The sequence below is a fragment of the Synechococcus sp. 1G10 genome, assembly GCF_002252625.1.
Taxonomy (GTDB): Bacteria; Cyanobacteriota; Cyanobacteriia; order PCC-6307; family Cyanobiaceae; genus Regnicoccus_A.
The window spans coordinates 35,303-49,501 of record NZ_NQKW01000014.1; the positions used below are offsets into that span (position 1 = coordinate 35,303).

The 14,199-nt window shown below is 65.8% G+C and carries 14 protein-coding genes and 1 tRNA gene; 9 read left to right on the plus strand and 6 right to left on the minus strand.

The genetic code is table 11. From position 1 onward, the window contains the following. Positions 1-12: 12 nt before the first annotated feature. Positions 13-447, plus strand: coding sequence for an alternative ribosome rescue aminoacyl-tRNA hydrolase ArfB (arfB, locus tag CJZ82_RS12070; RefSeq protein ID WP_094556025.1), 435 nt, complete (start codon positions 13-15; stop codon positions 445-447). A gap of 18 nt (positions 448-465) precedes the next feature. Here arfB and mazG read toward each other — a convergent pair whose 3' ends face one another. Then, positions 466-1,329, minus strand: a complete 864-nt coding sequence (gene mazG, locus CJZ82_RS12075; protein WP_094556057.1) for a nucleoside triphosphate pyrophosphohydrolase — start codon at positions 1,327-1,329, stop codon at positions 466-468. A gap of 29 nt (positions 1,330-1,358) precedes the next feature. Beyond that, positions 1,359-1,868: a DUF2227 family putative metal-binding protein gene (locus CJZ82_RS12080; protein WP_094556026.1), complete on the minus strand. Its 510-nt coding sequence runs from the start codon at positions 1,866-1,868 to the stop codon at positions 1,359-1,361. A 41-nt stretch (positions 1,869-1,909) separates the two neighbouring features. Here CJZ82_RS12080 and CJZ82_RS12085 point away from each other — a divergent pair. Together CJZ82_RS12085 and CJZ82_RS12090 are read left to right on the plus strand one after the other, a co-directional pair. Continuing rightward, positions 1,910-1,981, plus strand: a tRNA-Val gene (locus CJZ82_RS12085). Positions 1,982-2,251: 270 nt separating this feature from the next. Beyond that, positions 2,252-2,881 (plus strand): methyltransferase domain-containing protein, encoded by a 630-nt coding sequence (locus tag CJZ82_RS12090; protein WP_094556027.1) that lies wholly within the window; start codon positions 2,252-2,254, stop codon positions 2,879-2,881. 116 nt (positions 2,882-2,997) lie between these two features. Here the strand turns inward: CJZ82_RS12090 and CJZ82_RS12095 are convergent, their stop codons facing one another. Further along, the gene (locus CJZ82_RS12095; RefSeq protein WP_094556058.1) at positions 2,998-3,366 is read right to left on the minus strand and encodes an AbrB family transcriptional regulator; all 369 of its coding nucleotides are present in this window, start codon (positions 3,364-3,366) and stop codon (positions 2,998-3,000) included. A 338-nt stretch (positions 3,367-3,704) separates the two neighbouring features. Here CJZ82_RS12095 and CJZ82_RS12100 point away from each other — a divergent pair, with 338 nt between their 5' ends. The 5 genes from CJZ82_RS12100 (at position 3,705) to CJZ82_RS18425 (ending at position 7,387) form a co-directional block, all read left to right on the plus strand. Beyond that, positions 3,705-4,583 (plus strand): GNAT family N-acetyltransferase, encoded by an 879-nt coding sequence (locus tag CJZ82_RS12100; RefSeq protein WP_094556059.1) that lies wholly within the window; start codon positions 3,705-3,707, stop codon positions 4,581-4,583. Between the two features lie 95 nt (positions 4,584-4,678). After that, positions 4,679-5,590, plus strand: coding sequence for an ion channel (locus CJZ82_RS12105; protein WP_094556028.1), 912 nt, complete (start codon positions 4,679-4,681; stop codon positions 5,588-5,590). Next, positions 5,553-5,987, plus strand: coding sequence for a DCC1-like thiol-disulfide oxidoreductase family protein (locus CJZ82_RS12110; RefSeq protein ID WP_094556029.1), 435 nt, complete (start codon positions 5,553-5,555; stop codon positions 5,985-5,987). The genes CJZ82_RS12105 and CJZ82_RS12110 overlap by 38 nt, the downstream gene beginning before the upstream one ends. A 19-nt stretch (positions 5,988-6,006) precedes the next feature. After that, on the plus strand, positions 6,007-6,456 hold the full coding sequence (locus CJZ82_RS12115) for a hypothetical protein (RefSeq protein WP_094556030.1): 450 nt from the start codon (positions 6,007-6,009) through the stop codon (positions 6,454-6,456). A 40-nt stretch (positions 6,457-6,496) separates the two neighbouring features. Continuing rightward, positions 6,497-7,387, plus strand: a complete 891-nt coding sequence (locus CJZ82_RS18425; protein WP_158218571.1) for a gamma-glutamylcyclotransferase — start codon at positions 6,497-6,499, stop codon at positions 7,385-7,387. A 41-nt stretch (positions 7,388-7,428) separates the two neighbouring features. On the opposite strand, the gene CJZ82_RS12125 is transcribed toward CJZ82_RS18425, so the two are convergent. The 3 genes from CJZ82_RS12125 to mgtA are packed head-to-tail and all read right to left on the minus strand — an operon-like array spanning position 7,429 to position 12,123. Continuing rightward, a complete protein-coding gene (locus CJZ82_RS12125) occupies positions 7,429-7,629 on the minus strand; it encodes a hypothetical protein (protein WP_094556031.1) in 201 nt (66 codons plus the stop codon). After that, positions 7,595-9,559, minus strand: coding sequence for an ABC transporter ATP-binding protein/permease (locus CJZ82_RS12130; protein ID WP_094556032.1), 1,965 nt, complete (start codon positions 9,557-9,559; stop codon positions 7,595-7,597). The genes CJZ82_RS12125 and CJZ82_RS12130 overlap by 35 nt, the downstream gene beginning before the upstream one ends. Then, positions 9,559-12,123, minus strand: a complete 2,565-nt coding sequence (gene mgtA / locus CJZ82_RS12135; protein WP_094556033.1) for a magnesium-translocating P-type ATPase — start codon at positions 12,121-12,123, stop codon at positions 9,559-9,561. Before mgtA ends, CJZ82_RS12130 begins: the two co-directional genes overlap by 1 nt. Before the next feature lie 529 nt (positions 12,124-12,652). On the opposite strand from mgtA, the gene CJZ82_RS12140 reads away from it, so the two are divergent. Next, positions 12,653-14,188 carry a DUF4011 domain-containing protein gene (locus tag CJZ82_RS12140; RefSeq protein WP_158218572.1) on the plus strand — a complete coding sequence of 512 codons (1,536 nt, stop codon included), beginning with the start codon at positions 12,653-12,655 and terminating at the stop codon, positions 14,186-14,188. Positions 14,189-14,199 lie beyond the last annotated feature (11 nt).

Genomic DNA, 14,199 nt, shown 5'->3' on the forward strand with positions numbered 1-14,199 from the left:
ACGGGGTGATCGATGCCTGACCTGCCCCTGAACGAACGACTGGTGATCCCGGCAGCGGAGCTGAGCTGGCGCTTCTCACGCTCCTCGGGACCAGGCGGCCAGGGGGTGAACACCACCGATTCACGGGTGGAGCTGGTGTTCGACCTGTCGGCCACCACGGCGCTGCCGCCCCTGCTCAAGGCCCGGGCCCTGCGGCGGCTGGAGGGACGTCTGCGGGATGGCGCGCTGGTGCTCACGGCTTCGGAGCACCGCTCCCAGTGGCAGAACCGTCAGGCGGCCCTGCGGCGGCTGGCGGAGCTGCTGTGCTCCGCCATCGAACCGCCACCACCGCCGCGCCGGCGCACCAAGCCCACCCGGGGTTCGGTGGAGCGGCGCCTGAGCGCCAAGAAGCTGCGGAGCGCGATCAAGGGCCAGCGCCGCTCCCAACCTCCCCGTCCCGACGACTGAGCCGCTGGCTCCAGCGGCTCACGCTGGTGGGTTGGAAGCTTCGGCCTCCGCACGGATCTCGGCCTTGGCCTGCTGCCAGAGCCCCTCCAGCTCAGGGAGGCTCTGGCCCTGCAGGGTCCCGTCCAGGGCCGCCTCGACGCGGGAGAAGCGATCGAGGAAGCGGTGGTTCGTGCCGGCCAGGCCGGCCTCCGGATCAAGTCCGCACCAGCGAGCCATGTTCACGAGCGTGAACAGCACATCCCCCAGCTCCTCCTGGGCGTGGACCGGGTCGCCGCTGGCCACCGCCTGCTTGAGCTCATCGAGCTCCTCATGCACCTTCCCCCACACCCCCTCGATCGAATCCCACTCGAAGCCGGCTGCTGCGGCCTTGCGGGAGATGGTCATGGCAGCGGCCAGGGCGGGCTGGCCGCGCACCTTGGCAGCGAGGCGATCGCTGAGGGGACTGCGGGAGGGTTCGGCCGTGGCCTCCTGGGCCTTGATCGCTTCCCAGCTGGCCTTCACCGCGGCGCTGTCACCGGTCAGGCCCCGGTTGGTGGCGGTGCTTGTGCCTGGCACCGCAAACACATGGGGGTGGCGCCGCACCAGCTTGTCCTGGAGACCACGGCTGATCTGCATGAGATCGAAGCGGCCTGCCTCGCTGGCGATCTGGGCGTGCAGCAGCACCTGCAGCAGCAGGTCGCCGAGTTCCTCAGCAAGATGCCGGTCGTCGCCATGACGGATGGCGTCAGCCACCTCATGGGCCTCCTCCAGCACGTAGGGCAGCAGCGAGGCATGGGTCTGCTCCAGGTCCCAGGGGCAGCCGGCTTCCGGGTCCCGCAGCCGCGCCACGACGGCGATCAGCTTGGCGAGGGCCTCCAGGGCGAGGGGATCGGGACGGGTCACAGGCCACTGGGCCACAGTTCACTCCCCTCCTAACCCCGTCTCCCCCTGCGCCGCCGCCGCAGCAGCCGGGGCAGACGCGGCAGGGGATCACCATCCTGGAGCAGGTGCAGCCAGCTGCTGGCCTCCACCCCCACCAGCGCCGCCAGCAGCAGGGGCCGCTGCTGGCTCCAGAGGCCATGCGCCATCTCCAGCAGCCGCCCTGGGCTAGCTGCACCCAGGGGGGAGAGCAGTGCACTCAGCGCCAGCAGCAGCGCCGCCAGGTAGGCCAGCCGCAGCGCCGAGCCCAGCAGCGGGCTGTGGGAGAGCAGGGAGCGGTGGCGCAGCCCGCGGCGGTAAGGCCACCAGAGCAGGGCGAGCGGACCCCAGCGCCGGCTGGAGTTGGAGCGGGTGTCGAGATCAGGCGAGAGCCACAGGCCGCCCACCAGGAAGCCAGCGGCGGCACTCGCCAACCCTGCCAGCCCCAGCCAAGGCATCCACAGCAGCGCGAAGGGCAGGCTCAACAGCCAGGTGGCGCGGTCATGGCTGCGGCCACTGGCCATGGCGGAAGCAGGCGGCTGGTGTGGGGGCAGAATGGCGCTGTGCGCGATTAGCTCAGCGGTAGAGCGCCTGCCTTACAAGCAGGATGTCGCTGGTTCGAACCCAGCATCGCGCATTCCTTTGCTGGCCTGAATGCCTGCTGAAAGCAAGCATTCGGTAGGAACAACGAGCAACGAAGCGAATGGCTCCGCAGCGCCATCACGGCAGCTGAGAATCCCGAACTCAAGCCTGCCGAGTGGAGAGGCTCCGTCGTAGAGATCAGAGAGCTCGGGAATGGGCACCGATTGACCTCAAGGTCGAATCTTTTTGGCGGCGGCTGGATCCAGGGACGCTCAACGCCGCTGACCATCCATCCCCCAGGCGCCAATTTCAGCGGAACTGGCTCATGACGACGCAAGACACTGACCTGACACCAGATGCCTGGGATCAGCGTTATCTGCAGGGTCGTGATGGCTGGGACCTGGGCCGGGCCGCTCCGCCGCTGCAGCACTTTCTCCAGGAGCATCCACTGGCACCCCAGCCTCCGAGCCGGGTGCTTGTTCCCGGTTGCGGCCGCGGCCACGACGCGCGGCTGCTGGCCAGCCTCGGCTTCACGGTGACCGGGATCGACATCAGCGCCGAAGCCCTGCGCGAGGCCCGTCGACTGGATCAGCCCGAAGCGTCATGTCAGTGGCTGCAGGTGGATGCCCTCGACCCGATGGCACTGCACAAGGAGGGATTGGCAGCAGGCAGCATGATCGGCGTGGTGGAGCACACCTGCTTCTGCGCGATTGATCCATCCCTGCGGGAGGCCTACGCCAACAGCATGGGGGAAATGGTGGCCGCAGGGGGCTGGCTGCTGGGCCTGTTCTGGTGCCACTCCCGCAGCGGAGGACCTCCGTTCGGCTGTCAACCGGAGCGGGTGAACCAGCTACTAAGCGACGCCGGATTCGACGCCGAAGTGTGGGGGCCCGCTCCACACGGACTGCCCAGCCGGGATAACGAATGGCTTGGACTCTGGCGCCGCAGGCGCTGAGGCCAGCAACGAGAGAGCTGGCGCCCTCAGCCGAAGGCCCCAGCTCTCAGACAAGAGATGGCAGGCGGCAAATCCCTGCTGCTGCAGTGCGATGGCCCGCTGCAGCGCTCAGACGATCACTCGTCTTCGTCGTCGCCCCCGACAGGAACCAGACGGATCTGCTTGCGGCCCAGCTTGATCTGGAACTCATCGCCGGGCTTGAGGTCGATCAAGGCGGTGTAGGCCTTGCCGATCAGCAGGTTGCCGTTGAACTGAACCTTGGTGACGTAGCTGAGCTTGCGGCCACTCTTGCCGGCACCGGCTCCACCGCCGACGCCGAGGCTGACGCCCTTGGCTTCCAGCAGCGCTTCGTAGAAGGCCGTGAAGTTGAGCCGCTCGCTGCCGTCTTTCTTGGAACTCACGTAGCCACAGCTGCGCACCAGGTCGGATTTGGAGGAATCACCCATCTCCTTCACCTTGGCGAGCAGGTCAGGTCCGGTGAGCATGATGTTCGTGTCTTGGATCAACCGAATGATAGCAATCGAACAGATGCTTTGACCAGCAAACAGCTGCCAGTTCAGGCCAACAACCCCCAGCAACTGATGACCGAATGCAAGCCGCAAGCCGCTTGACGGAAAGCCACATCGTTCCAACGGTTTTGCCTGGGCGGGCTCACCGCCGCGATGGATCTTCAAACCGGATCGACTCACCAGCTCCCCAGGCATCCAGCTGGAGGCCATCACCAGGCCCAGAGCTGAGCACAACGAATCGGCCATGATGTCTGCGATCAGGCATCCCAGGGGTCGCCGCATTGGTCGCCAGTCCTGATTTCACGATCCGGCCGATGGTCGAGTCCGACCTGCCCCTGGTGACGGAATGGGCCCGGCAGGAAGGTTTCTGCCCTGGACTGGGGGACGCCGGTGTGTATCGCCATACCGATGGCGCTGGTCTCTGGGTGGGGTGCCTTAGCGAGGAGCCGGTGGGATGTATCGCAGGAATTCGTTACGACGAGCGCTATGGATTCATCGGTCTGTTTCTTGTCCGCCCGGCCTTCCGCGGACGTGGCTACGGGGTGGAGCTCTGGCGTCAGGCCCTCGCCCATCTCGATGGGGTGGCCTGCATCGGCCTGGAGGCGGCGCCCGAGCGGCTGATCGACTACGGCCAGTGGGGCTTCAAGGCGGCCTATGACACCCTGCGCTGGCGCCTTCCCTCCGCCAGCCGCGCCCGCTGCAGCGGTGGACAGCTGCCGCCGGGCTATGGCGTGGTGGCCGCCGCTCAGCTGGGAGCGGACGCCGGCAGCCATGAACTGGTGCTCAGCTACGACGCCCGTCACGAAGCCACGCCGCGCCCCCACTTCCTGGGGGAATGGCTGCGGCAGGGCAGCGGCACCGTGGAACTGGTGCGCGATGAACTGGGGTGTTGCCGCGGCTTCGGGCGAATCAGGCCCTGCCTGCTGCCCGATGGTGCCGGCGCCGTTGGCTGGCGGCTGGGCCCCTTGCTGGCGGATGCCCCGCCGCTGGCAGGGGCCCTGCTCGATCGGCTCTGCTCCGAGCACACGGGACCGGTGCTGATTGATGCTCCCGAGGCGAATCCCAGGGCCCATCGCCTGCTTGAGCAGCGCGGCTTCCAGATCGCCGGGCGCACCGTGCGCATGTATCGCGGCACCCCTCCCGAGCTGCCTCTGCAGGACATCTACGGCCTGGCCTGCCTGGAGCTGGGCTGAGAAACACCCAAAAACCTCTGACTAATCTGAGGCGGCCCGGTTGGCGATGGTGCCCTCTGTTCGGAGCGCTCCCCTGCCTCGCCCTTGCCGACACCATGAGCCCCTTCCGCCCCCTGCGGACCCGATCAAGCCGCCTGCGCCCCGTGCGCCTGCTCAAGCTCGATGGCGTCTACCGCGCCGCCAACCTTGACAGCCTGATCAGCCAGTGGCGAGAGCCCTATCGGCTGATGCTCTCCGTGCCCTGGCCTGGCTTCCTGCTGCTGATCGCCCTGGCCTACCTGGGCACCAACGTCGTCTTCGCCCAGCTCTATCTGCTGGATGCCCCCGGCATCGGCGGTCTGCCCCAGGGCCAGGTGGCGGGCTTCAGCGATGCCTTCTTCTTCAGCGTTCAGACCCTGGGCTCGATCGGCTATGGCGTGCTTCACCCGGTCTCGCCGCTGGTGAACGCTCTGGTCACCCTCCAGGCCTTCGTGAGCCTGGTGTTCACCGCCGTTACCACCGGCCTGGTGTTCGCCCGCTTCTCCCGCAGCCGGGCGGAAATCCGCTTCAGCAACGTTGCGACGGTCCAGCCCTGGGATGGGAGTCCCTGTCTCACCTTCCGCATCGTCAACGTGCACCACAACAACCTGGTGAGTGCCCAGGTGCAGGCCTACCTGGCCATTGATGAACGCAGCGCCGAGGGCGAAACGATGCGCCGCCTGCACCGACTGGAGCTGGTGCGCAACGAAGCCTTCCTCTTCCAGCTGATGTGGACGGTGATGCACCCGATCGGGCAGGACAGCCCCCTGCATGGCCTCAGCGAGGCCAGGTTGCGCGATGCCCACGGGGAGGTGCTGGTGGCATTCGAAGGCGTCGATGAAACGGTGCGCAGCCCGGTGTACAAACGCGCCGCCTACAACAGCAGCCGGATCCGCTTCGACGAAACTTTCGTCGATATCGTCAGAGATGACCAGAGCGAGTTCCGCTGTCTTGATTTCAGCCGCTTCAACGACACCCGCCAGCGCTGAACCCGGCACCATCCGGCTGGTGTTCGACGGTGGCTGCCCCTTTTGCAGCACCTTTGCCGCCATGGGCGAACTGCGTGGCGGGCTGCCCCAGCTGCAGATCATCGATGGCCGCGCCGATCACGCGTTGCGCCGGCGGCTCAAACAACAGGGCTTCGATCTGGCCAGCGGGGCCGTTCTGATCGAGGGAGAGCGCTGCTGGCATGGGGCCGAAGCTGTACAGCGGCTCTGCGTCAAGTTGCGGCCCAGTTCCGCCCTGCTGGGCCTGCTGAAAGCGGTGTTCGGCGAGGAGAAACGCAGCCGCACGCTTTATCCGCTGCTGCTGGCCGCCCGCCGTGGCGCCCTGGCGCTGAGGGGGCTGCCGCTTGATCCAGATGACAGCGCTCGGCCTAGCGTCTGAAGTCAGCGATCGCGGCGCCATGAGCTACCTGCGCGTAATCATGAATCGGCTGCGGGAACGCTCCGGAGCCAGCCAGTCCGGGCATGAGCCTCCCGCCATGCCCTACAGCCCCCTGAGCGAGCGGGTGCTCGAGAAGCATCTGCAGACCTACCGCGAACACCTGCAGGCCTGCAGTGACGCCATGCTCCCCTACGAATGGGCCTGGCTTGAGGACCATCTCGCCACCCTCCAGCTCTCGAGCGGCCAGGGAGCGATGCAGAAGGTGCTGGGGGGCCCGCAACGGGTGGCCGATCTGCTGCGCGAAACCCAGTGCTTCCAGGCCGAAGTGCGCGGGGAACTGAGCCGGCGGGGCCTCGGGCCCGGCATCCGCACAGCGCCGCTTGCAGCCCAGGAGCATGCCTGGGAGCTGAGCAACCCGGCAATCCGCCAGGAGTGGGGCATCGATCAGGCCGAGTCCCTCCCTGGCTGAGGCGATGTGGCAGCCGAGCGCCCGATGTCGGAACAAATAGATGTCCGAGCACGTGTTCGTCTACGGAAGCCTGAAGCGAGGGGAGCCCAACCACCCCTGGCTCGAGGGGAGCCGCTTCCTCGGGAGGCGGCGCCTTGGGGGAGCCCGGCTGCACGACCTCGGCCCCTACCCGATGGCGGTCGCCGCCACTGAAGCGGAAGCGCAGGACGCACAGGGACCACAGGAGCCGGCCCTGATCCATGGCGAGCTCTATGCGCTGGAGACGAGCGGCCTGGCCCGGCTCGATCTGCTCGAAGATGTGCCCCGCGAGTACCAACGCCAGCGCTGTCAGCTCAGTGACGGCAGCCGGGCCTGGGTGTACGTGGGCCGCCATGGGCAGGTGATCGGTCTGCCGCTGGTGCCCTACGGCGACTGGAGAAGCACCCCGGTGTTCAGCTACGGCTCGAACCTCTGCCCCACCCAGCTGGCGCGGCGCTGCCCCCGCTGGGATGGCAGCGGCCTGGTGGCACGGCTGGAAGGCTGGCGCTGGGGGATCAACAAGCGGCGCCTGGGCCGTGCTCCAGGCGAAGGGGCCGCTGGACTCGTGCGCCACAGCGGTGCCCACTGCTGGGGAGTGGTGCACCATCACAGCCCGGATGATCGGGCCGCCCTCGACCGCTGCGAGGGCGTGGCGGCCGGTCATTACCGCCATCAGTGCGTGACCGTGACCACTTCGGACGGGGAGCGCTTCGAAGCCCTCACCTACGTGCCCACGCCCGCCTGGAGCGCTCCGGGGCTCGCCGCCGGCCCCGACTACGCCCGCGCCATCCTGCGGGGAGCTCACCACTGGCGGCTGCCGGGCGCCTGGCTGGGGAAGCTTGAGGCCGCGCTCCGCCTCAGCACCGAGGGCGGCAACAGGATCAATCGCCCTGGGCCGGATCCCCAGGCCTGACGCCCTCCCCCTGAGCGGGGCCAGCCGTTGGGAATGTCCTGTCAGTAGCGAGCGTCGTCGAGCAGACGCAGCCAGGAGGCACCGGGGGAGAACCCGTGCCAGACAAAGGCCTGGAGCAGCATCTCGAGGCCCCCGGCAAAGCGCTGAAGCCAGCTGGCTGGCCGTGGCCATGAGTTCGTCAGGGATACGGGGCGGCTTCCCAGGCGCTCAGCCTCCTTGCAGCGACCAGGTTCCGTGGCCATTCAGCCGCAGAATCCGCTGGTGGTAGGCCTCCAGGCTGGGCCGGTGGCCCACGCTGATCACCGCCAGGCCTGCCTTGAGCAGCAGGCCATAGAGATGCCGCTCGGTTTCGAGATCGAGGGCGCTGGTGGCCTCATCGAGCACCACGAAGGGGGAGGGATGGAGCAGGAACCGGGCAAACCCCAGCCGTTGCTGCTCGCCACCGGAGAGCACCTGGTCCCAGTCGGCCTGGGCGTCCAGATCGGGGTAGCGCACCAGCAGCGTCTCCAGCCGCGCCAGCGTCAGAACCCGCCGCAGCTCCTCGTCGGGCACGGGCGGCGCTTGCGGCGGCAGCGTGTAGAGCAACTGGTCCCGCAGGCTGCCCAGGGCCAGATACGCCTTCTGGGGCAGCACCATCCAGTCCTGGGAGGCCGGCGTGAGCAGGCGGCCGGAGGCGGCTGGAACCAGACCAAACAGCACGCGCAGGAGGGTGGTCTTGCCGCAGCCGCTGGGGCCGGTGATCAGCAGCCGCTCCCCAACCGCCAGGTGCAGATCCAGGTCGCGGATCAGCAGCCCATCGCCGCCGGGATCGGCGACGCAGAGCCGCTCCAGCACCAGTTCGGGTCCGTCGCGGCGGAGACCGGCCCGCTGGGTGGGGTCAAGACTGGGGTTGAGGCTTGAGTCGGTGGCGGCGCGCAGTTCGCCGATGCGATGCAAGCTGGCGAACAGGCCGGAGAAGTCGTCGGCTCTCTCCACCAGGAACGAGAGCGCCACCTGCACCTGGCTGAAGGCGATGCTGCCCACCGTGAGCTGCCCCAACGTCACCCGGCCGCCGAAATAGGCGCCAGAGAGCACCAGGTAAGGCACGAACTGCATCAGGAAGCCATAGAGGCCACTGCCTTGCCCCACGACGGTCCGCCAGCGGATCACCCGCTCCAGGTTCAGCAGCAGCCGCGCAAAGCGCCGTTCGAGGCCTGAACTCTCCCGCGCCTCACCCCGCAGGAACGCCACACTCTCGGCATGGCTGCGCAGGTGCATCAGCGCAAAGCGGAAATCGGCCTCCAGGGCCTGCTGGCGGAAGCTGAGGGTCGCCAGGCGGCGCACCAGCTGGAGGATCAGGGCATTGCCTGCCAGGGTGGTGATCAGCAGGGTGAGCACCAGGGCACCACTGATGCTGAACAGCACCAGCACGTAGGCCGTGAGTGAGAGCAAAGAGGCGAAGAAGCCGAAGAACAGGCTGGTGGAGCGCACCACCGAGCGATCGATGTCCTCCGCGATGCGCTGGTCGGGGTTGTCGATTGCGCCCGCCGACTCCAGCCGGTAGTAGGCCTGCCCAGCCAGATAGGCCTCCCAGAGGGTACGGCTGGTGCGATCCCGCCACACCAGGGCGAAGCGCCCCTGGCCATAGGTGGTGAGGAACTGCACCGGCAGGGAGAGCAGATAGATGGCGGTGAGCCCGGCGGCGGTCCCCCAGAAGCGCTGAGCACTGCGCACGTTCAGGGCCTCCATCACCGCCCCGTTGCCTTCGGTGAAGGCCACATCCACAGCCGTGGAGAGCACCAGCAAGGCCAGCAGCAGCGTCAGCAGCAGCCAGCGGCGGCGCAGGCCCGCCACCAGGCCCCGCTGCAGCAGCCACCAGGGCACCAGGCCACAGAGGGCGACGGCCAGGGCGATCACCCCCTGCCTTTCCGCCGTGTAGGTGCGCAGGGCACGACCGAGGTAGGGGAAAGCCAGATCGAGGCGGCCCGGGCCGATCAGCCAGGCGATCAGCTGGGCCGAGGCTCCGAGCAGCACCACCGCCGCCCCCAGGGCCAGGGCCGCTGAGGCCAGCAGCAAGGCGCCCAGGCGCAGCAACGACCGAAGCGACGGGGAGCGTCCCTGGAGCGGCGGCAGCAGCAGGTCGCCGGCGAGGCTGCGGAACTCGGTGGCGAGGGTGGCCAGGGAGGTGGCCATCAGCCGGCCCAGTGGCGATAGAACCAGCGCTTGGCCAGCTCGGCAGAGGCCACGTAGGCCACCAGGATCAAGCCCAGCGGAAGCAGGAACTCCAAGGGCAGGGGCACGAAGCCGAACAGGCGCCCCAGGGACGTCCAGGGGAGCGGCAGAGTGATGGCCGCCACCGCGATCGTGGCCCCGACCAGCGCTTTGGAGGGATGGCTGTGGAGCAGAGGACCGCGGGTGCGGATCACCAGCACGATCGAGGCGGCCGAGAGCACCGATTCCACGAACCAGCCGCTGCGGAACTGGGCGGCGTCGGCGTGAAGGACCCGCAGCAGCACCAGAAAGGTCATGACGTCGAAGCAGGAGCTCACCAGACCGAAGGTGACCATGAAGCGCTGAATGAAGGGCAGGCTCCAGCGGTGAGGGCTGCTGATCCATTCGGGATCGACCCGATCGGAGGCGATGGTCATCTCCGGCAGATCCGTGAGCAGGTTGGTGAGCAGGATCTGCTTGGGCAGCAGCGGCAGGAACGGCAGGGCCAGGGAGGCCATCGCCATCGAAATCATGTTGCCGAAGTTGGCGCTGGTGGCCATGAACACGTACTTGAGGGTGTTGGCGAACGTGCGCCGCCCTTCACGGATGCCAGCAAGCAGCACCGCCAGGTCGGGATCCAGCAACACGATGTCGGCCGCTTCCCGGGCCACGTCCACCGCTCCCTGCACCGAGAGGCCTACATCGGCGGCATGGAGTGCGGGCGCGTCGTTGATGCCATCGCCCAGGTAGCCCACCACGTGACCGGCCCGACGCAGGGCATGGATCAGGCGTTCCTTTTGGCTGGGCTCGATCTCGGCGAACACATCCACCTGCTCGGCCCGCACCGGCAGGGCGGTGTCGGTGAGCAGCTGCATCTGGGCGCCGGTGAGCACTTCCGGGTTCTGCAGACCGGCCTCACGGCCGACCCGCGCCGCCACCAGGGCGTTGTCGCCGGTGATCATTTTCAGCCGCACCCCCAGACGCCCGAGTTCGGCCACGGTGGCCATTACACCCGGCTGGAGCGGATCGCTGAGGGCCATCAGGCCAAGAAAGGCCATGCCGGTTTCGTCCGTCCGGCTCACCGCGCGGGGCACCAGAGGTCCAGCGGGGGGCCAGCGCCGCACCGCCACCGCCAGCACCCGGAACCCCTCAGCGCTCCAGGCGGCGTAGAGACGGCGCAGCTCCGGCTCCACCGCCGTCAGAGGCAGCACCAAGCCATCGGCGGCTTCAGCCCGGTCGCACACCTCCAGCACCTTGAGGAAGGCGCCCTTGGTGATCAACACCGGGGAGCCATCGGCGCGGGCCAGCACGCTCAGGCGCTTGCGGCTGAAATCGAAGGGAATCTCATCGAGCTTGGTCCAGGCGGATAAATCAATCGGGGCGCCGCTGCCATCACTGGCACTCGCCGCCTCGCGGATCGCCGCATCGATAGGGTTGCTGAAACCGGTCTCGAAGTTGGCGTTCACCGCCGCATGCAGCAGCACCGCCGGGTTGGGGCCGCCGTCGACGCCGCAGCTGCGCTGCACCCGGGCACTGCCTTCGGTGAGGGTGCCGGTCTTGTCGGAGCAGAGGATCTCCATGCTGCCGAAGCTTTCGATCGACGAGAGCCGCTTGACGATCACCCGCTTCGCCGCCATGCGCCGAGCACCCTGGGCCAGGTTCACCGAAATGATCGCCGGCAACAGCTGGGGCGTGAGCCCCACGCCAAGGGCCAGGGCGAACAGGAACGAATCCACCAGCGGCCGCCGCAGAAACACATTGACGGCGAAGATCGTGATCACCAGCAGCAGCGTGATCTCCAGCAGCAGCGCCCCGAAGCGGCGCACGCCGCGCTCGAAGTCGGTTTCGGATCTGCGCAGACGCAAGCGATCAGCGATCGAAGCGAACTGGGTGGACACTCCGGTGCGCACCACCAGCGCCAGACCGCTGCCGCTCACCACATGGGTACCGAGGAACAGGGCGTTGATGCGCTTCGCCAGCGGCACGTCAGCGGCCACCGCCAGCGGGTGCTTGCTCACCGGAAAGCTCTCACCGGTGAGGGCCGCCTCGTTCACACTCAGATCGGTTTCCTCGATCAGGCGGCAGTCAGCCGGGATGGCGGCCCCGGCAGAGAGCACCAGCAAATCGCCCGGCACCACCTCTGCCACCGGGATGGGCTGGTCGAGGCCATCGCGGCGCAACACGGCAGTGGTTTGAACAGTTTTGAGCAGCTGGGCCACCGCCCCGGCGGCACCGTTCTCCTGCCAGAAGCCCAGCAGGCCGCTGATCAACACAATCACCAGGATGATCAAGCCGTCGGTGGGCGAATCGAGCAGGAACGAGAGCAGCGCTGCCCCGCTCAGGATCAGGATGATCGGGCTGGTGAACTGGCGCAGCAGCAAGCGCAGCGCCCCACCCCGCGCCGGAGGTGCCAGCCCATTGGGGCCGTGCACCAGCAAGCGCCGGGAAGCCTCGGCGCTGCTCAGGCCCGCTTCGCTGCAGCTCAGGTCTGCCAGCAGCTCGGGGAGAGGAACGCTCCAGAAGGTGGCTGGAGTAGCGGGTGGCATGGGGGACTGCCGGAGTGCTTCAGGCTCGCCGGACTACCAGCCCAGGAATGGGGCACATTGGGAAAACGCGGCGATCTGACATGCCAACCACGGCCCCAATGGGCTGGAGCCGGAGGTGCGGACAGGTGAAACGATTGGCGGAATCGTCCTTTGACAAGCTTGGAGACAACAGCGTCAAGACCACGATGATCCACACCTATGCACCGATTCATTCCCTTTGTGAATGATCAACCCAGTGACCCTTCTGTAGCCCATAGAACATCTGGTTCTCGGACCCGCCTAAGCTCCATCGCTCATTGGCCAATACCGACAACCTCCCTATGCTGGAACAGCTCTGAGCTACGAGACCATAGGCTTGAAGGTGTCTTATGCAGCCATAGAGCCTGGGCAATGGGTGGATACCGGACCCGCCTAAATACTGTTATACAGATGATCAATGGGGCGAAGTCTCCATTTCGAAATATGATGCATGTTTCCCTGTGTTACAGTGAACATAGCAATCATTCGGAAACCCAAGGAGCAGCAGCGGATGGCGTTCACATCAAAGGATGTCAACAGCTACCTTCTGCCCACCCTTGAGGGGTTTCGCAACAAACTTCTGGATTTGACGTCCAGGAATAATCTTCTCAACCTTTCGCTCACGAGCTCGAGATCAGCAAGGCTGATGCGCTTTGTTGCTTGTGACCCTCAAGCAGTTCTGAACACTCTCTGCTCAGGTTCCACACTCGAACTCAAGCCGCTTCCCGATCCTCCAGAAGAGGAAGAGAAAAAGCTGGAAGGAGACGACTTCAAGGCTGCTCTTGATCGGGCTCGGGAGCAGGATCCCCTCTATCAGCAGGTTCTTGCCGACAGTTCGGGTGACAAGAACTTCAGTCCAGCGTTGGCCCAGGCAGAAGATCGACTGCGTTCCAAGGTGAGAGAAGAGTTTGAGCAAGGAGGCAAAAGCAGTGCGACGAAGAATTTGGTCAAATGGGCAGAGAAGCAAGGAATCAATCCCAGTTACGACCTGTCCTTCTCAAAAACGTCTCCTCCTAGCAAAAACGGTACGTTACAAGTGTTGCTCTTGGCGCAACGCCTGGAACGCCTGGCAGAGGGCTTGCGAAAGAACGCACGCAGTTCGATCGAAGAAACGGGAAACAACATCCTCTACCTGGCCTTTGGTTGCCTGGAGTGGTCGGAGAAGAACAAGTCGTTTTTTGCTCCCCTGATTCTGTTACCCGTCGAACTGATCAAATCCTCCACCCGTGGAGGAGCCAAGAGCTTCTCCTTGAGGGGGACAGAAGATGCTCCTGTTGGCAATATCACGTTGAAGGAACGCTTGCGGCGTGACTTTTTAATTGATTTCCCGCTGCCGAACCTGACTGAGGACGGTGGGGACTTGAAGGCTTACTTCGAACAGGTTGCTAGTACTGTTGCCGAGGTGGAAGGCTGGGCAGTACGCCCAAACCTGAATCTTGCCCTGCTGAATTTCAGTGGCCTGGGTCTCTATGAGGATCTTGATCCCCAGATCGTCCAATCATCAGTGCTGGTGAAGCAATTGCTGGCCGCAGAGCTGACGGCAGAAGAGCAAGGCCATGAGGCTGAGATTGTAGCAGAGGACGTCCATGTGGATCAACCCTCGATTGCTCAAAAGGTTCCGATTTTAATCACCCAAGCCGATGCCAGTCAATTCGCCAGCATCGCCGATGTGATGGGTGGGCGTTCGATGGTGATTGAGGGCCCTCCAGGCACCGGGAAGAGTCAGACCATTACGAACATCATTGCCAACGCTCTCTATGCGGGCAAGCGCGTACTCTTTGTGGCCGAGAAGAAGGTTGCCCTTGATGTGGTCTACACCCGTCTGGCAGAGGCTGGACTCAAACCCTATTGCCTACGAATTGCTTCTGATAAGACGAACAAGCGAGAGGTCTATGACGAGTTGGGAGAGCGCCTCCTACTGCCTCGACCCAGCCACCCTCGGCGGGATGCTGCCCTAGGTGAATTCAACCAACTGCGTGACCAGCTTAATACCTTTTCCCAGCTTCTCAACCAAAGCCATGGAGCAGAGGAGGAAAGTCACCAATAGCTCCTTTGGGC